The following is an 18789-nucleotide window of genomic DNA, read 5'->3' as shown; positions in this document are numbered from 1 at the left end:
CTCAGGCCTCCTTCGGGGTCTCGGCCGAGGTGGTCGCCTGGGCGGTGTCGCCACCGGCCGGCGCCTCGGTCACAGCAGGGGCACCCTCGCCGCCACGGTCCGCGCGCGTCGGGCGGTCGGCCCGGGTGCCGCGGGTCGGGCGGTCGTTCCCACGAGCGCCGCCACGGGCGCCGTCGCGGGCACCGCCACGGCCGGGGACACCGGCGCGAGCAGCGGCCTGGGCCTGGCGCTCGGCACGGGTGCCGGCGACCTCGCCCTTGTAGATCCAGACCTTCACGCCGATGCGGCCGAAGGTCGTCTTGGCCTCGTAGAAGCCGTAGTCGATGTCGGCCCGCAGCGTGTGCAGCGGAACGCGACCCTCGCGGTAGAACTCGGTGCGCGACATCTCGGCGCCGTTCAGACGACCGGAGCACTGGATCCGGATGCCCTTGGCACCGGAGCGCATCGAGGTCTGCATGGCCTTGCGCATGGCACGACGGAACTGCACGCGACCGGTCAGCTGCTCGGCGACACCCTGGGCGACCAGCTGCGCGTCGATCTCGGGGTTCTTGACCTCGAGGATGTTCAGCTGGACCTGCTTGCCGGTGAGCTTCTCGAGCTCGCCGCGGATGCGGTCGGCCTCGGCGCCACGGCGACCGATGACGATGCCGGGACGCGCGGTGTGGATGTCCACACGGACGCGGTCACGGGTGCGCTCGATCTCGACCTTGGAGATGCCGGCCCGCTCCATGCCCTTCGAGAGCAGCTTGCGGATGGCGACGTCCTCGCCGACGTACGACTTGTAGAGCTTGTCGGCGTACCAACGGCTCTTGTGGTCCGTCGAGATGCCCAAGCGGAAGCCGTTCGGGTTGATCTTCTGGCCCATCAGGCACTCTTCCTCTTCTTGGGGGTCGCCTTCAGCTCGGCCACGACTGCGGCGGGCTGAACGACCAGCGTGATGTGGCTGGTGCGCTTGTTGATCCGGGTCGCACGACCCTGCGCACGCGGACGCCACCGCTTCATCGTGGGGCCCTCGTCGACCTGCGCGACGGAGATGACCAGGTCGTTCGTGGCGAGACCCTCAGTGGTCTCGGCGTTCGCGACGGCGCTGTTGAGCACCTTCAGGACCGTCTCGGCGGCGGCCTGCGGCGCGAACTTGAGCAGCGGGCGGGCCTCCTCGACGGACATGCCGCGGACCATGTCGATGACACGGCGGGCCTTCATCGGCGTGATCCGCACGAAGCGGGCGCTCGCGAAGGCTCCCGGCTGGTCGCCGAGGAGCGTCTCGCGGCGGGCGCTGGTGCGCTGGCGCTCGGTGGTGCTCATCGACGACGCCCCTTCCGGTCATCCTTGACGTGCCCGCGGTAGGTGCGGGTGGGAGCGAACTCCCCGAGCTTGTGGCCGACCATCGCGTCGGTCACGAAGACCGGCACGTGCTTGCGGCCGTCGTGGACGGCGATCGTGTGACCGATCATGTCCGGGATGATCATCGATCGACGCGACCACGTCTTGATGACGTTGTGGGAGCCCTTGGCGTTCTCGGCATCCACCTTCTTCTGAAGGTGGTCGTCGATGAAGGGGCCCTTCTTCAGGCTACGAGGCATGTCTGTTACTTCCTACCCTTGCCGGTCTTGCGGCGACGGATGATCTGGGAGTCGCTGGCCTTCTTGCGCTTGCGCGTACGACCCTCGGGCTTGCCCCACGGGGAGACCGGGTGGCGACCACCGGAGGTCTTGCCCTCGCCACCACCGTGCGGGTGGTCGACCGGGTTCATGACGACACCGCGGACGGTCGGGCGCTTGCCCTTCCAGCGCATCCGGCCGGCCTTGCCCCAGTTGATGTTGGACTGCTCGGCGTTGCCGACCTCACCCACGGTGGCGCGGCAGCGGACGTCCACGAACCGCATCTCGCCCGAGGGCAGACGCAGCGTGGCGCGGGAGCCCTCACGGGCGACCAGCTGGGCGCTGTTGCCGGCGGACCGAGCCATCTTCGCGCCGCCACCGGGACGAAGCTCCACGCAGTGGATCGTCGTACCGACGGGGATGTTGCGCAGCGGCAGGTTGTTGCCCGGCTTGATGTCAGCGTTGGGACCCGACTCGACCACGGTGCCCTGCGTCAGGTCCTTCGGCGCCACGATGTAGCGCTTCTCGCCGTCGGCGTAGTGCAGCAGCGCGATGCGCGCGGTGCGGTTCGGGTCGTACTCGATGTGCGCGACCTTGGCCGGCACGCCGTCCTTGTCGTAGCGACGGAAGTCGATGATGCGGTAGGCCCGCTTGTGACCGCCACCCTGGTGCCGGGTGGTGATCCGGCCCTGGTTGTTGCGGCCGCCCTTCTTGGGCAGCGGACGCGTCAGCGACTTCTCCGGAGTGGTCCGGGTGATCTCGACGAAGTCGGCGACCGACGAGCCGCGACGGCCCGGGGTGGTCGGCTTGTACTTACGGATAGCCATGTGTGTTCAGTCCTCTAGTCCGCGCCGGTCAGGAGACCGGGCCTCCGAAGATGTCGATCCGGTCACCCTCGGCGAGGCTGACGATCGCGCGCTTCGTGTCCTTGCGCTTGCCCAGGCCGTTGCGGGTGCGCCGGGTCTTGCCGGTGCGGTTGAGCGTGTTGACCGAGGTGACCTTGACGTTGAAGATCTTCTCGACCGCGATCTTGATCTCGGTCTTGTTCGCGTCGGGGTGCACCAGGAAGGTGTACTTGTTCGCGTCGAGGAGCGAGTAGCTCTTCTCGGACACGACCGGCGCGAGCAGGACGTCGCGGTGGTCCTTGTGCAGGGTGCTCACTTGGCAGCCTCCTCGGTGGACGTGGACTGGGCGGTGTCGTTCACGAAGGCGTCGTAGGCGCCCTTGGTGAAGACGACGTCGTCCGAGGCCAGCACGTCGTACGTGTTGAGCTGGTCGACCGCCACGATGTGCACCTGCGGGGCGTTGCGCAGCGACAGCCAGGTGACGGAGTCGGTGCGCTCGAGCACGACGAGGAAGTTGCCGCGCTCCGAGACCGACGCCAGGGCAGCGATCGCGGCCTTGGTCGACGGCGCCTCGGCGCTGATCAGCGACTCGACGACGTGCAGACGCTCGTTGCGGGCCCGGTCGGACAGGGCGCCACGCAGGGCGGCGGCCTTCATCTTCTTGGGGGTCCGCTGGTCGTAGTCACGCGGCTTGGGGCCGTGGACGACGCCACCGCCGGCGAACTGCGGCGCGCGGGTCGAGCCCTGACGGGCGCGACCGGTGCCCTTCTGCTTGTAGGGCTTGCGGCCACCGCCACGGACCTCGCCGCGACGCTTGGTGGACGCGGTGCCCTGACGAGCAGCGGCCTGCTGGGCCACGACGACCTGGTGGATCAGCGGGATGTTGACCTCGACGTCGAAGATCTCGGCCGGAAGGTCGACCTTGGCCAGCGTGGCCGTTGCCGGCTTGGCGGCGGTCTTCTTCGCGGCGGTCTTCTTCGCGGCGGGCTTGTCAGTGGTAGCCATCTCAGACCTCCTGCGACTTCTTGGCGGCCGAACGGAGGACCACGAGACCGCCCTTGGGGCCGGGAACGGCGCCCTTGACCAGGATCAGGCCCTTCTCGACGTCGACAGCGTGAACGGTGATGTTCTGGGTCGTGACGGTGTCAGAACCCATGCGACCAGCCATCCGGGTGCCCTTGAAGACGCGACCGGGAGTTGCGCAGGCGCCGATCGAGCCGGGCTTGCGGTGGTTGCGGTGCGCGCCGTGGGACGCGGAGACGCCGTGGAAGCCGTGCAGCTTCATGACACCGGCGAAGCCCTTGCCCTTGCTGGTGCCGGTCACGTCGATCTCCTCGCCAGCGGCGAAGGTGTCGACGGGCAGCTCCTGGCCGACGGTGTAGTCGGTCGCGAGGGCGGTGCGGATCTCCACGAGGTGGCGACGCGGCGTGGTGCCGGCCTTGGTGAACTGGCCGGCCAGCGGCTTGTTCACCTTGCGGCCCTCGATCTCGCCGTAGCCCACCTGGACGGCGTTGTAGCCGTCGACGGTGGGCGTGCGCACGAGGGTGACGACGTTGGCGCCGGCGTCGATGACCGTCACGGGGACGACCTTGTTGTTCTCGTCCCAGACCTGGGTCATGCCGAGCTTGGTGCCCAGCAGCCCCTTCATGTTGCGTTCGAAAGTCATGTCCTCGACCTCAGAGCTTGATCTCGATGTCCACACCGGCGGGAAGGTCGAGACGCATCAGCGAGTCAACCGTCTTCGGAGTGGGGTCGATGATGTCGATGAGGCGCTTGTGGGTGCGCATCTCAAAGTGCTCGCGGGAGTCCTTGTACTTGTGCGGCGAGCGGATGACGCAGTACACGTTCTTCTCGGTCGGCAGCGGCACCGGGCCGGCGACCTTGGCACCCGTGCGGGTGACCGTGTCCACGATCTTGCGCGCCGAGGTGTCGATCACCTCGTGGTCATAGGCCTTGAGCCTGATGCGGATCTTCTGTCCCGCCATAGGTCTCTCTCGTCCTTCTCGATCTGTACCGCGTACGTGTTGCGAGCGTCCTCCGGCTTGAGTCGGCCCTTTCCCTGCTGCTTCCCACCCCTCCGGCTCCGACCCCCGCGGTCGGGCGTGTCGCGCGGTTGAGGCGCAACACGAGACCGGGATCTCGCTGTTGGTGTTGGTGGCGCCCGACGGTTCGTCAGGCAGATCGGGTCTCCGGTTCGGTGCGGCCACAGGCCAGACCACTGAGCTTGTCCAGGAGACGCGATTCAGAAGTCAAGATTGTGGTGCACCCCGGCGACCCGCCGAGGCAACCGAACTATCTTGACAGAGATCTCCCACCACGCCAAATTCGCCGGCCCGCACCCCGCAACGAGGCACGCGCGCGGCGTCGGCACCTCGGGACGGAGCGTAGGCCGGGCCGTCGCGAGGGTCTTCTGGACACCCGACGTTCCCGCTATCGTCCCCCCATGCCGAACGAGAACGCGTTCTACTTCTCGGCCGCGGGCGACGGCGCCGGCGCAGCGGCCGTCCCGGTCGTCGTCTGGGGCACCGGCAACATGGGGCGCGCCTCGATCCGCTCGGTCGACGCCCACCCGGGGCTCGAGCTCGCCGCGGTCGTCGTCTCCTCTCCCGCCAAGGTCGGTCGGGACGCCGGCGAGCTCGCCGGGCTCGACCGGCTCCTCGGCGTACGCGCGACCGACGACGTCGAGGCCGCCCTCGCGACGCTCGCCGGAGCCGGCGCGGTGGCCTACATGGCGTCGGGCGACGTCCGACCCGACGAGGCCGCCGCCGACGTGGTGCGGTGCCTGGGGCACGGCGCGGTCGTGGTGACCCCGGCGCTCTACTCCTTGTACGACCACCGCAGCGCACCCGCGGCGCTGACGGACCCGCTGCTCGCTGCGGCACAGGAAGGTGACAGCGCGCTCTTCGCGAGCGGCGTGGACCCCGGCTGGGGCAACGACGTGCTGCCGGTGCTGGTCAGCGCGATGGCGGGCACCGTCGACGAGGTCCGCTGCCAGGAGATCTTCGACTACTCGACCTACGACCAGCCGGACTCCGTGCGGCTGCTGGTGGGCATGGGTCAGCCGATGGACTACGAGCCGCCGATGACGTCCCCCGGCGTGCCGACGATGGTGTGGGGCGGGCAGGTGCGGATGATCGCCCGGGCCCTCGGCGTCGAGCTCGACGAGATCCGGGAGACGCTCGAGCGGCGTCCCCTCGAGGTCGACACCACCAACGCGATGGGCCTGTTCGAGGCCGGCACCCAGGGTGCGCTCCGCTTCGAGGTGCAGGGCATCGTCGGCGGCGTGCCCCGGATCGTGATCGAGCACGTCACCAGGATCGGGCCGGCCTGCGCCCCCGACTGGCCCGTGCCGCCCGAGGGCGGCGCCGGTGCCCACAAGGTCGTGATCGAGGGGCGCCCGCGCATCGAGGTGAGCCTCGAGGCGACCGACGAGGGCGGCAACCGCGCGGCCGGCGGCAACGCGACGGCCGCGAATCGGCTGGTCAACGCCATCCCCTGGCTGCGCACCGCAGCACCCGGGCTGTACGACGGGCTCGACGTACCTCTCGCTCCCGCGAGCGGTCGCATCGGAAGGAGCACACCGTGATCATCGACCTGCCCGAGGACAAGGACCCCCTCTACTACGTCTGGGGCGAGATGGTGCCCGGCATCGGGGTCGCTGCCTCGACGTTCGCCGCCGCCGTCTACGAGCACACCACCCTCGGGCTGCGGGAGTTCGAGGCCGCCCGGCTGCGGGTCGCGCAGATCAACGGGTGCCTCTTCTGCCAGGACTGGCGCACCGAGCGCGACGGCACCACGGTCGAGGCCACGTTCGCCGACGCCGTCACCGAGTGGCGCACGACCCCGGACCTAAACGACCGCACCCGACTCGCGGCGGAGTACGCCGAGCGCTACGCCCTCGACCACCACGGGCTGGACGACGGCTTCTGGACCCGGATGAAGGCGCACTACTCCGACCGGGAGATCGTCGAGATCTCGATGTGCCTCGGGTCCTGGCTCGCCTTCGGCCGGCTCAACCACGTGCTCGGGCTCGACTCCGTGTGCGAGCTGCCGAGCCACGCCGTACCGCAGCAGACCGGGCACTAAGCATCCCCGGGGCTGACAGGATGTGCCCATGTCGGGCAGCGAGTCGTACCCGCCGCCCGGTGGCGGCGCCGTGGAGCCGCCCCCACCCGGCTGGACCGCACCGCCCCCTCCGCCGTCGCAGCAGTGGGGCCCACCGTCCGGCCACCCGCCCGTCGCTCCGGCTCCGCAGTGGGCGCCCGGGATGCTGGGGGCCGCGCACCGGCCGGGCGCGATGCCGCTGCGACCGCTCGGGCTCGGTGACATCTACGACGCGGCCTTCCGCATCATCCGGTTCAACCCCAAGGCCACCGTCGGCTCGGCGGTCATCGTGGCCAGCGTCGCGATGGCGATCCCGGTGGTCGTCACCGCCGTGCTCACCCTGGTGCTGGACCTCTCCGACGACGCGTCCGGCGACGACGCCGACCTGCTCGGGATCGCCGCCGTCTACGGCACGACGATCATCGGCTCGGTGCTGCAGTACGTCGGACTGATCTTCGTCACCGGGATGATCGCCCAGGTCACGGCCGCCGCGGCGATCGGTCGTCGGCTCAGCCTGGGCGAGGCCTGGGCCGCGACCCGGGGCTCGCGGTGGCGGCTCGTCGGTCTCACGCTGCTCGTCGGCCTGATCTGGATCGTGGAGCTCGGGGCCTACGCCGCCGCGTCGGTGCTGGTGATCTGGTGGGCCGGGTCCTGGGTCGCTCCGCTGATCTGGTTCGTGGTCACCCTCCCAGGCGTCGTCGCCCTCACCTGGTGGCTGTGGATCCGGGTGACCTACCTCCCCGTCGCGGCCCTGGCCATCGAGCGGATCGGCATCCTCGCGGCCATCGGACGCGGCTACCGGCTGACGCGGCGGCAGTTCTGGCGCACCTTCGGCATCGCCCTCCTCACGGTGATCGTCACCGCGGTCGCCGCCCAGATCATCACGGTCCCGTTCGCCATCCTCGCTCCGGTGTCGAGCCTCGCGATCTCCGACCCGGGCACCGCGGTGCTCGTGCTGGTCGTGGTCAACGCGATCGGCACGGTGCTCTCGACCGCGTTCGTCGCGCCCTTCACCGCGGCGGTGACCTCGGTGCAGTACCTCGACCAGCGGATGCGCAAGGAGGCGTACGACGTCGAGCTGATGACGCGGGCGGGGATCACCGCGTCGTGAGCACCCTGCTGCGGGCGCTGGCCATGGAGCCACCGCTCGACCCCTCCGGGGACGAGGCACGGTCGCTGCTGCGTCGCGAGCTGGCGCACCCGGACTACCACGACCGCAACCCGTTCGACGTGACGCTCGACTGGCTCGACCGGACGCTCAACGGCCTGCTCGACGGGGCCCGAGGCGCCCCGCCGCTCTCCACCTTCGCGGCGATCGTCGCCTTCCTGCTGCTCGGGCTCGCCCTGGCGTGGCTGCTGTCGCGAGCACGCCGTACGCCGCGCGCCGCCGGCCGTCCCGGCGCCGTCGTGGACGACAGCAGCCTCACGGCCGCCGAGCTGCGCGCGAGGGCCGAGCGCGCCCTCGCGGACGGGCGCAACGCCGAGGCCCTGGTCGACGGCTTCCGTGCTCTCACCGTCCGCCAGGTCGAGCGCGGCTGGCTCGACGACCGGCCCGGCGCCACCGCGCACGAGGTGGCGGGCGCCCTCGCGACGACGTACCCGGGACAACGCGGACGGGTGGCCGGCAGCGCAGCGCTCTTCGACGCGGTCAGGTACGGCGACCGTCCCGCCACCCACGACCAGGCCGCCGACGTGCTGGCGCTCGACGACGCCCTGGCGGGTCGTCGGTGAGCGCCCCGGCGGCCGCCCCGGAGCGGACGGGGAGACGGCTCCCGAGCCGCTCCGCCCTGCTGGTCGTGGTCGGGCTGGTGGCCGCCGTGGTGACCTCGGTCCTCCTGACCGGGCGGGACGGCGCGGGCCTCGACGGCGATCTCGAGCCCAGCGGCGCCGGACCGTACGGCGCCCGGGCGGTCGTGCGGGTGCTGGAGGAGCAGGGGGTGGACGTGATCGTGGTGCGCAGCGCCGACGCGCTGGAGGACACCGCGGTCGACGCCGACACGACCGTGGTCGTGACCTCCACCGGGCAGCTCGGCCGGAGCACCACGGACCGGATGGTCGAGCACGCCGCGGACGGGCGCCTCGTGGTCATCGACCCGGCGCCCGGCCCGGTGGACGCACTCGGCGTCGACACGCTCCCGTCCGCTGCACAGGTCGCCGACCCGGTCGGGGCCCGATGCGACGACGCGTCGTACGCCGGGCTCTCGGTCGCCGTCGACCAAGCCCTCATCTTCCCGGTGGACGACGGGTGCTTCCGGACCCAGGACGGCTCGCTGCTCGTGGCGCCCCGGCCCGGCCTCCAGCTCTTCGGCGCCGGCGCTGCGCTGAGCAACGACCAGGTGCTGCGGGCCGACAACGCGGCCGTCGCGCTGCGTCTGCTGGGCGGGTCGGACCGGCTGGTCTGGTACGTCCCGTCGCTCGCCGACCTGCGGGGCGACGACGGGGTCAGCCTGACGACGCTGCTGCCCGACTGGCTGCGCCCGTCGCTCTGGCTGGTCGCGCTCGCGACGATCGCGCTGCTGGTGTGGCGGGCCCGCCGGCTCGGCGCGCTGGCGATCGAGCCGCTGCCGGTGACCGTGAAGGCGATCGAGACGACCCGGAGCCGCGGCCGCCTCTACCGCAAGGCCGGCGACCGTGGCCACGCCGCCGCCGTGCTGCGCTCGGCGGCTCGGGTGCGCGCCGCCGAGCGACTGCGCTCGGGCTCCTCCCCCGACGCGGACACCCTGGTCCGCGACGTGGCACGTCACACCGGGCGACCCGTCGCCGAGATCGACGCCCTGCTGGGTCCCCACGCCGCGGCCCCCGCCACCGACCACGACCTGATCACCCTGGCCGACCAGCTGGCCGAGCTCGACAGAGAGGTACGCCGCCCATGACCGAGACCACCGAACCCATCAGCGGGCAGGAGGCGCGCGAGCGCCTCGCCGCCGTCCGCAGCGAGGTCGCGAAGGCCGTCGTCGGGCAGGACGCCGCGGTCTCCGGCCTGCTCGTCGCCCTGCTGTGCGGCGGCCACGTGCTGATGGAGGGCGTCCCCGGCGTCGCCAAGACGCTGCTCGTGCGCACCCTGGCCGGAGCCCTGTCGGTGGACACCCGACGGGTTCAGTTCACGCCCGACCTGATGCCCGGCGACATCACCGGCTCGATGGTCATCGACAGCCGCCAGGGCGAGCTCAGCTTCCGCGAGGGCCCGATCTTCACCAGCCTGCTGCTGGCCGACGAGATCAACCGGACGCCACCCAAGACCCAGTCGGCGCTGCTGGAGGCGATGGAGGAGGGACAGGTCTCGGTGGACGGCGTCTCGCGACCGCTGCCGCAGCCCTTCCTCGTGGCGGCCACGCAGAACCCCGTCGAGTACGAGGGCACCTATCCGCTCCCCGAGGCCCAGCTCGACCGGTTCCTGCTCAAGGTCGTGCTGCCGATCCCGGACCGCAACGCGGAGCTCGAGATCCTGCGTCGGCACGCGGCCGGGTTCGACCCGCGCGACGTCGCGGGTGCCGGTGTCCGGCCGGTGGCCGGGGCGGCGGACGTCGCCGCCGGCCGAGCGGCCGTCGGACAGGTGCAGGTCAGCCCGGAGGTGGCCGGCTACATCGTCGACATCGCCCGGGCGACCCGGGAGTCGCCGTCGCTGAGCCTGGGCGTCAGCCCCCGGGGCGCGACCGCCCTGCTGCGATCGGCCCGGGCCTGGGCGTGGCTGAGCGGTCGCGACTTCGTGACCCCGGACGACGTCAAGGCGCTGGCCCACGCGACGCTGGTGCACCGGCTGGGCCTGCGGCCCGAGGCCGAGCTCGAGGGCGTGGAGGTCGCGCAGGTGCTGGCCTCCGCGCTCGGCTCGGTGCCGGTCCCCCGGTAGGTCGCGATGTCGATCTCCGGACGCGTCCCGCTGCTGCTCCTGCTGGGAGTGGTGGCGGTCGCGCTGCGCCCGGAGATGGGCACGATGTGGCTCTGGGTGCTCGCCGTCCTGCTGCTCGTCGGCGTCGACCTGCTGCTGGCGCCGACGCCGTCCGCCCTCGTCCTCGAGCGGTCGGCGGGAGCGACGGTCCGGCTGGGCGAGCCGACGACGACGTCGCTCCTGGCGACCACGGGCTCGCGTCGGCGGCTGCGCGGCGTCGTACGGGACGCGTGGCAGCCGACCGCCGGCGCCACGGGCAACCGGCACCGGATCTCGCTCGCCCCGGGCGACCGGGTCGTGCTCGGCACTGCGCTGCTGCCCCGGCGACGCGGCGACCTGCGCGCCGTCGGCGTGACCGTGCGCCTCAGCGGGCCGCTCCGGCTGGCGTCGCGCCAGCGCACCCGGCAGGTCGAGGGCACCGTGCGCGCACTACCGCCCTTCGACTCGCGCAAGCACCTGCCGAGCAGGCTGGCCCGGCTGCGCGACCTCGACGGCCGGGCTGCCATCCGGGTCCGCGGTCAGGGCACGGAGTTCGACTCGCTGCGGGAGTACGTCCAGGGCGACGACGTGCGCTCGATCGACTGGCGGGCCAGCGCGCGCAGCCGCAACGTCGTCGTCCGCACCTGGCAGCCCGAGCGGGACCGGCGCGTCGTGCTGGTGCTGGACACCTCGCGCACGTCGGCTGGCCGGGTCGGCGACGTCCCCCGTCTCGACTCCGCGATGGATGCCACCCTGCTGCTGGCCTCGCTCGCGACGCGGGCCGGTGACCGGGTCGACTTCGTCGCCGGGGACCGCCGGGTCCGCAGCCGGCAGCGCTTCTCGGGCAACCGTGACATCGCGGCCCGTCTCCAGCAGGTGATGGCCGACCTCGACCCGGTGATCGCGGAGGCCGACTGGGGAGCGCTGGCGGGTGCGGTCAACGGGTTCGGACGACAGCGCGCACTCGTCGTGCTGCTGACCCCGCTGGAGCCCTCGGCGGTCGAGGAGGGGCTGTTGCCCGTGCTGGCCGCGCTGACCCGGCACCACCGCGTCGTGCTCGCGTCGGTGCGGGACCCGGAGCTCGAGCAGCTCACCGACGCCCGGCAGAGCCTGGACGAGGTCTACGACGCGGCCGCGGCGGAGCAGGTGATCGGTCGGCGACGACACACCGCCGGGCTGCTCCGCGCGCTCGGTGTCGACGTCGTGGACGCCGACGACCTGCCACCGGCGCTCGCCGACCACTACCTCGGGCTGAAGGCGCGCGGTCTCCTCTGAGGAGGCGGGGCGACCTCGGCCTCGGCCCCGAGGACCGTCACGCCTGGGTCGCCACGCGGTCCTCCAGGAGCGCGGCGTCCAGGTCACCGGTCTGGCCGCGGCGGTATGCGTCGCGGCCGAGCACGAAGACGTAGCCGAAGAAGGCCGCCTCGGCCACGATGCCGATGCCGACCCGGGCCCAGGTGGGCAGTGGCGACGGCGTCACGAACGCCTCGATGATGCCGCTGACCAGGAGCACGGCGACCAGGCCGAGCGCCACGGCGCCGGCCGTGCGGCCCTCGCGGGCGAGGGACTGGGTGCGGGTCAGCTCCCGAGGCTCCACCCACGACCAGAAGAGCTTGAGCCCGGTGCCGCCCGCGACGAAGACCGCGGTGAGCTCGAGCAGCCCGTGCGGGAGGATCAGGCCCCAGAAGTGCGCACCGTGGTCGTGGCGGATCATGATCGAGCCGATGATCGCGAGGTTCGCGATGTTCTGGAAGAGCAGGTAGATCACGGGCACGCCGAGCACGCCGAGGGCGATGCACAGGCCGGCGACCCAGGCGTTGTTGACCCAGACCTGCGCGGCGAAGTGGCTGGCGGCGTACTCGCTGTAGTAGCCCTCGAAGTCGTTGTCGACGAGCTGGTCAACCTGCTGGGGCGAGAGCAGGCTCTGCTCGACGTCGGGGTGGCCGAGCAGCCAGAGCATCATCACGCCGGTGACGACGACGTTGCCCGCCAGCGTCCCCATCCACCACCAGCGCAGGCGGTAGAGCGCTGCGGGGAACCGGTCGACGAAGAAGCGCTGGACGCCGCGCCACGTGCTGGTGCGGCTGCCGCTCGCCCGGTTGCGGGCGCGCGAGAGCACGATCGACAGGTAGGCCACCAGGCTGCCGTCGGGGGCCGACGTACGGACGACCGACAGGTGGGTGGCGACCTGCTGGTAGCGCTCGACCAGCTCGTCGGACTCGGGGCCCGACAGCCGGCGGCGGCGCGCCAGCTCCTCGAGGCGCCGCCACTCGGCGACGTGCGCCGCGACGTACGCGTCGAGATCCATGGCGTGATCCTAGGATGATCGCGATGTCGACCCCGGAGTTCGCGACGCTCACCACCGATGACCTGGTCACCGGCGAGGCCGTCGCGCTGGACCTGCCGGCCGCCAGCCTCGGCGCCCGGATCGCCTCCGGGCTGATCGACGTGATCGTCGTCTTCGCGCTCCTGCTCGCCCTGGTCCTGGGTCTGGTGATCGCCGCTCTGCAGACCGATGACGCCCTGCTGTCGGTGGCGGTGCTCGCCGCGCTCATCGTGTCGTGGGTCGTCTTCCCGACGGCGATCGAGACGCTGACGCGCGGCAAGTCGCTGGGCAAGCTCGCGCTGGGGCTGCGCACCGTCCGTGACGACGCCGGACCGATCTCGTTCCACCACGCCTTCGTGCGGGCGCTGGTCGGCGTGGTCGAGATCTACCTGTTCTTCGGCGGGCCCGCGTTCTTCTGCGCGCTGATCAGCCCGCGCGGCAAGCGGCTGGGCGACTACGCGGCGGGCACGTACGTCGTCCGCGACCGGGTGCGTCTCACCCTCCCGCCGCCGACGCCGATGCCGCCCCCGCTGGCGACCTGGGCGGCGCAGGCGGACCTGGCCTCGCTGCCGACCGGGCTCGCGCTCGCCGTACGCCAGTTCCTCGGGCGGATCCACCAGATCGACCCCGCGTCGCGCGCGTCGATCGGGGCCCGGCTCGCCGCCCAGGTGAGCGAGCACGTCGCGCCTCCCCCGCCGCCCGGCACCCCGCCCGAGGCGTTCCTCGCTGCGGTGGTCGCGGCCCGCCGCGACCGGGACAGCGCGCGGCTCGCGCGGGACGCGGAGCTCCGACGGCGCCTTGCCGCCCGGCGATGAGCTCCCGCCGGGAAGGACCGCCCAGCACGTCGACGACGAGCCCGGGCCGGCGACGCGGTACCGTCGGAGGACAGCAGAAGCCGCAAGTTCTGCGGTGTTCTCGGACCACCGCCGGATGGTCCGCGGCGGCTCCAGTGGTGCAGACCGGCGATATCTGCCGGAAACAAACCTGGAGATCCTGCGGCGCGACCCGGTGTGACGTGGGTATCATTCGGGAATGGGAGCGTTCCCATTGAAATGTGACCTGCGTTACAGAATCGTGACCGGCGGTGCTTGACGGGCACGCGCGTAAACGTTTGCATCGTCCTCGACGGAGCGGGTTTGAAGGCGCGCGGACTAGACGGACCTGCTGATAACCCAGAGAGGAATGCACGCATGCGATCACGCAACACGCGTCGCGGAATGGCAGTCGCTGCCGTTCTCGTCAGCGGAGGACTCATCCTCGCCGGCTGTGGAGGCGACGACTCAGAAGGCGGTGGCAAGGCCAGCGGCACGTCGCCGGGCAAGGACAAGGCCGAGTGTGCCCAGCTGACCCAGTTCGGTGACCTCACCGGCAAGAAGGTCAGCATCTACACCTCGATCGTCGCCCCGGAGGACCAGCCCTACAAGGACTCGTTCAAGCTGTTCACCGAGTGCACCGGTGCGGAGGTCGCCTACGAGGGCTCGAAGGAGTTCGAGGCCCAGCTGGTCGTCCGCGTCAAGAGCGGCAACCCGCCGGACATCGCGTTCGTCCCGCAGCCGGGTCTGCTCAAGACCCTCGTCGAGGACACGGGCAAGGTCAAGGAGGCACCCAAGACGGTGTCCGACAACGTGGACGAGTTCTACGGCCCGGACTGGAAGAAGTACGGCACCGTCGACGGCAAGTTCTACGCCCCGCCGCTGACCGCCAACGTGAAGTCCTTCGTCTGGTACTCCCCGAAGATGTTCAAGGAGAAGGGCTGGGAGATCCCCAAGACGTGGGCCGACATGCTCACCCTCTCCGACACGATCGCGGCCTCCGGCATCAAGCCGTGGTGTGCCGGCATCGGCTCCGGTGAGGCGACCGGTTGGCCGGCGACCGACTGGCTCGAGGACGTGCTCCTGCGCGACGCCGGCCCGGACGTCTACGACAAGTGGGTCAACCACGAGATCCCGTTCAACGACCCGGCCGTCGTCAAGGCGCTCGACACCGTCGGTGGGATCCTGAAGAACGACGACTACGTCAACGGTGGCTTCGGCGACTCGAAGTCGATCGCCAGCACCGAGTTCACCGACGCGGGTCTGCCGATCCTCAAGGGCAAGTGCGCCCTGCACCGCCAGGCCAGCTTCTACGCTGCCAACTGGCCCAAGGGCACCGACGTCTCCGAGAACGGTGACGCGTACGCGTTCTACCTGCCCCCGATCAGCGCCGACTTCGGCAACCCGGTCCTCGGCGGTGGCGAGTTCGTGACGGCCTTCTCGGACAAGATCGAGACCCAGGCCCTGATGACCTACATCTCCGGTGGCGAGTGGGTCAACGAGAAGGGCAAGGCCACCAAGAACGGTGGCTTCGTCTCGGCGAACAAGAACCTGGACATCGCCAACGTGGCCAGCCCGATCGACAAGACGTCGGTCGAGATCCTTCAGAACCCCGACGCGGTCTTCCGCTTCGACGGTTCGGACCTGATGCCCGGTGCTGTCGGTGCCGGCTCGTTCTGGAAGGAAATGACCGCCTGGATCGGCGAGAACCAGAGCACGGAGAAGACGCTCGACAACATCGAGAAGTCCTGGCCGTGATCGACCGCCCACCGGCCGGTCGCTGACCGGCCGGGGGGCAGCCACACCCCGCCGGGTCGCGCGTCGCTCCTCGTCCACCATGGACGTGAGCCGCGCGGCCCGGCACCATCCTCCTTGTCCACCCGGCCGCGAGAGCCGCCGCTCCGCCGCCCGAGCCTCCGGGAGTGCCGGTCATGTCCACAGGTGAAAAGTTCGTCCAGATGCTCATCGCGATCGGGCTCTTCTTCGGAGTCGTCGCGGTGATCCTGCTGCTCACACAGCGACTCAGATCCCGCAGAGGTGAGCTGATCCAGTCCGCAGCCTTCGTGCTGCCCGCGGTCCTCCTGATCTGCGTCGGCCTGCTCTACCCAGCGCTCGACACGATCTACCAGTCCTTCCGCAACGCAGCGGGCAACGAGTTCGTCGGCCTCGACAACTACCAGACGATCTTCACCGACAGCGCGCTGATCAGGGTCCTGGTCAACACCGCGGTCTGGGTCGTCGTGGTGCCGCTGGCCTCGACGGCGATCGGCCTGATCTACGCCGTGCTCATCGACCGCGCGAAGTTCGAGAAGTTCGCGAAGGCCCTGATCTTCCTGCCGATGGCGATCTCGCTGGTCGGCGCCTCGATCATCTGGAAGTTCGTCTACGACTACCGCCAGACGTCGGACGCCCAGATCGGCATCGCGAACGCCTTCCTCAAGGCGCTCGGCTTCGACACCTACCGGTTCCTGCTCAACGAGCCGTGGAACACGATGTTCCTGATCGTGATCATGATCTGGGTGCAGGCCGGCTTCGCGATGACGATCCTCTCGGCGTCGATCAAGGCGATCCCCGACGACATCGTCGAGGCCGCTCGCCTCGACGGCGCCAGCGGGCTGCAGCTCTTCCGACAGATCACCATCCCGAGCATCCGCCCGTCGCTGATCGTCGTCCTCACCACGATCAGCATCACGACGCTCAAGGCCTTCGACATCGTGCGTACGACGACTGGTGGCAACTTCGACACCAGCGTGCTGGCGTACCAGTTCTACGTCGAGAGCTTCCGCTCGTTCAACCAGGGCCTCGGCGCCGCGCTCGCGGTGCTGATCTTCGTCCTGGTCATGCCGATCGTGATCTACAACGTCCGTCAGATGCGCAAGCTGGAGGCACGATGACCACCGCCGACCCGAACGCCATGTCCGTCGAGTCCGTCGTCGCCAAGGAGACCGCCTCGAGCACCGCCCACAAGGCGCTCACGTCTCCCTGGGCGTCGATCGTCGCCGTCGTCATCGCCATCCTCTGGACGGTCCCGACGGCAGGGCTTCTGATCACGTCCTTCCGGCCCGAGGAGGACATCACCTCCAGCGGCTGGTGGACCATCTTCACCAGCCCGAAGTTCACCCTGGACAACTACGACCAGGTGCTCAACGGACCGACCGCGCTGTCGACGTACTTCGTCAACTCGATCGTCATCACGCTGCCGGCCGTCATCATCCCGGTCTGCATCGCGACGATGGCGGCGTACGCCTTCGCCTGGATGAAGTTCCCCGGGCGCGACTTCCTCTTCGTAGCGGTCTTCGCGCTGCAGATCGTGCCGATCCAGGTCACCATGATCCCGCTGCTCAGCCTGTACGTGAAGCTCGGCCTGACGGGTGCCGAGGCTCCCGGCGGCGGCTTCTACACGATCTGGCTGTCGCACTCGATCTTCGCGCTGCCCCTGGCGATCTACCTGCTGCACAACTTCATGTCCCAGATCCCCGGTGAGCTCATCGAGTCGGCGCGCGTCGACGGTGCCGGCCACGTGCAGATCTTCAGCCGGATCATGCTGCCGCTGATGGCGCCCGCGATCGCGGCGTTCGGCATCTTCCAGTTCCTGTGGGTCTGGAACGACCTGCTCGTCGCGCTGGTCTTCGGCGGCGGCAGCCCGGACGTGTCACCGCTGACCGCACGCCTCGCCGAGCTGTCGGGCACCCGCGGGCAGGACTGGTTCCTGCTCTCCGCCGGTGCCTTCGTCTCCCTCGTCGTGCCCCTGATCGTCTTCCTGTCGCTGCAGCGCTACTTCGTGCGTGGTCTGCTGGCCGGAAGCGTCAAGGGCTGAGCCGCTCCTCCCCCGGGCGATCAGGACGAAGCGGAGCCGATGTGCTCGGCCAGCCAGTGGTAGGACGCCTTGGGGGTGCGGGTGAGGTCCTGCGGGTCGATGTGGACCACACCGAAGGTCTTCGTGTAGCCCTCGGCCCACTCGAAGTTGTCGAGCAGGGTCCACACGATGTAGCCGCGCACGTCGGCACCGGCCGCGCGGGCGCGCTCGGTGGCGGCGATGTGGCCCCGCAGGTAGCCGATCCGGTCCTGGTCGTCCACGACGTGCCCGGCGGCACCCTCCACGAGGGTGTCGTCGGGGTAGGCCGCACCGTTCTCGGTGACGATGATCGGCAGGCCGGTCCGCTTGTGGGTGTCCACCAGGAGCTGCTCGAGGCCGAGGTCGTCGACCTCCCACCCGATGTCGGTGCGCGGCTCCCGCACGACGAACGACACCGGGGTGACGCCCGGGTAGGCCTCGACCTCCGGGTGCGTGGCGAGCGTGGGGTCGGCGAGCGTCGGACGGAAGGGCGTGTAGTAGTTGACGCCCAGCCAGTCGGCGGAGCCGTGCACCAGCGCGAGGTCGCCGTCGCGGACGAGCTGCGGGTCGGCGAGCTCGGGGGCGACGCGCAGCAGCTCGTCGTCGTACGCCCCGTCGACCAGGGGGTCCAGCCAGATCCGGTTGCGGACGGCGTCGAGCTCGTCGGCAGCACCGGCCGCCTCGGGCGTCTCGGGCCAGAAGGGCGCCAGGTTGTGGACGATGCCGAGGTCCGTCACGCCGGCCTCGTGCAGGCGTGCGGCGGCGAGCCCGTGGGCGAGGTTGAGGTGGTGAGCGGCGCGGTGACCGGCGCCGCCCTCCTTGCGGCCGGGGGCGTGGATGCCCGCGGCGTAGCCCAGGTAGGCCGCACACCACGGCTCGTTGTGGGTTGCCCAGACGTCGACGCGGTCACCGAGGCGGTCATGGACGACCATCGCGTAGTCGGCGAAGGCCTCGGCGGTGCTGCGCTCGAGCCAGCCGCCGCGGTCCTCGAGGGCCTGCGGCAGGTCCCAGTGGTAGAGCGTGGCGGTGGGCTGCACACCGCGCGCGAGCGCCGCGTCCACCAGCCGGTCGTAGTAGTCGAGGCCCCGGGTCTCGACGGCGCCGGTGCCCGCCGGGATGATCCGCGGCCAGGCGATCGAGAAGCGGTACCAGCCCGCGTTGAGGCCGGCGACGAGGTCGAGGTCCTCCTCGTAGCGGTGGTAGGAGTCGCACGCCACCGAGCCGTCGCGGCCGTCGCGGGTGGCACCCGGCTTCAGCGCGAAGGTGTCCCAGATCGAGGGGCCGCGGCCGTCCTCGGTGTGGGCGCCCTCGATCTGGTACGCCGCAGTGGCGGCGCCGAAGGCGAGCGTGGATCCGTCGGGAAGATGCGTGGTCATGGTCACTACCGTAGTCCTTCGGCCC

General features: G+C 70.7%; 21 protein-coding genes. 11 read left to right on the top strand and 10 right to left on the bottom strand.

The genetic code is table 11. From position 1 onward, the window contains the following. Nucleotide 1: 1 nt before the first annotated feature. The 8 genes from rpsC to rpsJ are packed head-to-tail and all read right to left on the bottom strand — an operon-like array spanning nt 2 to nt 4431. Entirely contained in the window at nt 2-865 is an 864-nt protein-coding gene (gene rpsC, locus N542_RS0116050; RefSeq protein WP_028644801.1) for a 30S ribosomal protein S3, read from the bottom strand. Continuing rightward, the gene (rplV, locus tag N542_RS25195) at nt 865-1305 is read right to left on the bottom strand and encodes a 50S ribosomal protein L22 (RefSeq protein WP_028644800.1); all 441 of its coding nucleotides are present in this window, start codon (nt 1303-1305) and stop codon (nt 865-867) included. The genes rpsC and rplV overlap by 1 nt, the downstream gene beginning before the upstream one ends. Next, nucleotides 1302-1583 (bottom strand): 30S ribosomal protein S19, encoded by a 282-nt coding sequence (rpsS, locus tag N542_RS0116040; RefSeq protein ID WP_028644799.1) that lies wholly within the window; start codon nt 1581-1583, stop codon nt 1302-1304. The genes rplV and rpsS overlap by 4 nt, the downstream gene beginning before the upstream one ends. Before the next feature lie 5 nt (nt 1584-1588). Beyond that, nucleotides 1589-2428, bottom strand: a complete 840-nt coding sequence (gene rplB, locus N542_RS0116035; RefSeq protein ID WP_028644798.1) for a 50S ribosomal protein L2 — start codon at nt 2426-2428, stop codon at nt 1589-1591. A 28-nt stretch (nt 2429-2456) separates the two neighbouring features. Continuing rightward, complete coding sequence (gene rplW, locus N542_RS0116030) at nt 2457-2762, bottom strand: 50S ribosomal protein L23 (RefSeq protein ID WP_028644797.1); 306 nt, start codon at nt 2760-2762, stop codon at nt 2457-2459. After that, nucleotides 2759-3451 carry a 50S ribosomal protein L4 gene (rplD, locus tag N542_RS25190; protein ID WP_081795242.1) on the bottom strand — a complete coding sequence of 231 codons (693 nt, stop codon included), beginning with the start codon at nt 3449-3451 and terminating at the stop codon, nt 2759-2761. Before rplD ends, rplW begins: the two co-directional genes overlap by 4 nt. A 1-nt stretch (nt 3452) precedes the next feature. After that, the gene (gene rplC / locus N542_RS0116020) at nt 3453-4112 is read right to left on the bottom strand and encodes a 50S ribosomal protein L3 (protein ID WP_028644796.1); all 660 of its coding nucleotides are present in this window, start codon (nt 4110-4112) and stop codon (nt 3453-3455) included. A gap of 10 nt (nt 4113-4122) precedes the next feature. Continuing rightward, nucleotides 4123-4431, bottom strand: coding sequence for a 30S ribosomal protein S10 (gene rpsJ / locus N542_RS0116015; protein WP_008360994.1), 309 nt, complete (start codon nt 4429-4431; stop codon nt 4123-4125). 458 nt (nt 4432-4889) lie between these two features. Here rpsJ and N542_RS0116010 point away from each other — a divergent pair, with 458 nt between their 5' ends. From N542_RS0116010 to N542_RS0115980, 7 genes are read left to right on the top strand one after another with little or no spacing between them, the layout of a single operon-like run. Beyond that, on the top strand, nt 4890-6032 hold the full coding sequence (locus N542_RS0116010; RefSeq protein WP_081795241.1) for an NAD(P)H-dependent amine dehydrogenase family protein: 1143 nt from the start codon (nt 4890-4892) through the stop codon (nt 6030-6032). Then, the gene (locus N542_RS0116005) at nt 6029-6532 is read left to right on the top strand and encodes a carboxymuconolactone decarboxylase family protein (protein WP_028644794.1); all 504 of its coding nucleotides are present in this window, start codon (nt 6029-6031) and stop codon (nt 6530-6532) included. The genes N542_RS0116010 and N542_RS0116005 overlap by 4 nt, the downstream gene beginning before the upstream one ends. Before the next feature lie 28 nt (nt 6533-6560). Then, nucleotides 6561-7661 (top strand): hypothetical protein, encoded by a 1101-nt coding sequence (locus tag N542_RS0116000; protein ID WP_155993139.1) that lies wholly within the window; start codon nt 6561-6563, stop codon nt 7659-7661. Further along, nucleotides 7658-8281 carry a DUF4129 domain-containing protein gene (locus tag N542_RS26740; protein WP_051551892.1) on the top strand — a complete coding sequence of 208 codons (624 nt, stop codon included), beginning with the start codon at nt 7658-7660 and terminating at the stop codon, nt 8279-8281. Before N542_RS0116000 ends, N542_RS26740 begins: the two co-directional genes overlap by 4 nt. Next, complete coding sequence (locus N542_RS25180; protein ID WP_036508184.1) at nt 8278-9423, top strand: DUF4350 domain-containing protein; 1146 nt, start codon at nt 8278-8280, stop codon at nt 9421-9423. Before N542_RS26740 ends, N542_RS25180 begins: the two co-directional genes overlap by 4 nt. Beyond that, nucleotides 9420-10397: an AAA family ATPase gene (locus N542_RS0115985; RefSeq protein ID WP_028644792.1), complete on the top strand. Its 978-nt coding sequence runs from the start codon at nt 9420-9422 to the stop codon at nt 10395-10397. Before N542_RS25180 ends, N542_RS0115985 begins: the two co-directional genes overlap by 4 nt. A 6-nt stretch (nt 10398-10403) precedes the next feature. Further along, on the top strand, nt 10404-11690 hold the full coding sequence (locus N542_RS0115980; protein ID WP_028644791.1) for a DUF58 domain-containing protein: 1287 nt from the start codon (nt 10404-10406) through the stop codon (nt 11688-11690). Between the two features lie 37 nt (nt 11691-11727). On the opposite strand, the gene N542_RS0115975 is transcribed toward N542_RS0115980, so the two are convergent. After that, nucleotides 11728-12723, bottom strand: coding sequence for a stage II sporulation protein M (locus N542_RS0115975; RefSeq protein WP_028644790.1), 996 nt, complete (start codon nt 12721-12723; stop codon nt 11728-11730). A gap of 23 nt (nt 12724-12746) precedes the next feature. On the opposite strand from N542_RS0115975, the gene N542_RS0115970 reads away from it, so the two are divergent. The 4 genes from N542_RS0115970 (at nt 12747) to N542_RS0115955 (ending at nt 17370) form a co-directional block, all read left to right on the top strand. Then, complete coding sequence (locus tag N542_RS0115970; protein WP_036508393.1) at nt 12747-13556, top strand: RDD family protein; 810 nt, start codon at nt 12747-12749, stop codon at nt 13554-13556. Between the two features lie 402 nt (nt 13557-13958). Further along, nucleotides 13959-15311, top strand: coding sequence for an ABC transporter substrate-binding protein (locus N542_RS0115965; RefSeq protein WP_231482701.1), 1353 nt, complete (start codon nt 13959-13961; stop codon nt 15309-15311). Between the two features lie 173 nt (nt 15312-15484). Then, nucleotides 15485-16447 carry a carbohydrate ABC transporter permease gene (locus tag N542_RS0115960; RefSeq protein ID WP_028644787.1) on the top strand — a complete coding sequence of 321 codons (963 nt, stop codon included), beginning with the start codon at nt 15485-15487 and terminating at the stop codon, nt 16445-16447. Beyond that, nucleotides 16444-17370, top strand: coding sequence for a carbohydrate ABC transporter permease (locus tag N542_RS0115955; protein ID WP_028644786.1), 927 nt, complete (start codon nt 16444-16446; stop codon nt 17368-17370). Before N542_RS0115960 ends, N542_RS0115955 begins: the two co-directional genes overlap by 4 nt. Before the next feature lie 20 nt (nt 17371-17390). Here the strand turns inward: N542_RS0115955 and N542_RS0115950 are convergent, their stop codons facing one another. Beyond that, nucleotides 17391-18764: a GH1 family beta-glucosidase gene (locus N542_RS0115950; protein WP_028644785.1), complete on the bottom strand. Its 1374-nt coding sequence runs from the start codon at nt 18762-18764 to the stop codon at nt 17391-17393. Nucleotides 18765-18789: the final 25 nt, after the last annotated feature.

The organism is Nocardioides sp. URHA0020 (assembly GCF_000620705.1).
Taxonomy (GTDB): Bacteria; Actinomycetota; Actinomycetes; order Propionibacteriales; family Nocardioidaceae; genus Nocardioides.
Note: the sequence above shows the minus strand (reverse complement) of the source record. Positions and strands in the feature narration are given on the sequence as shown.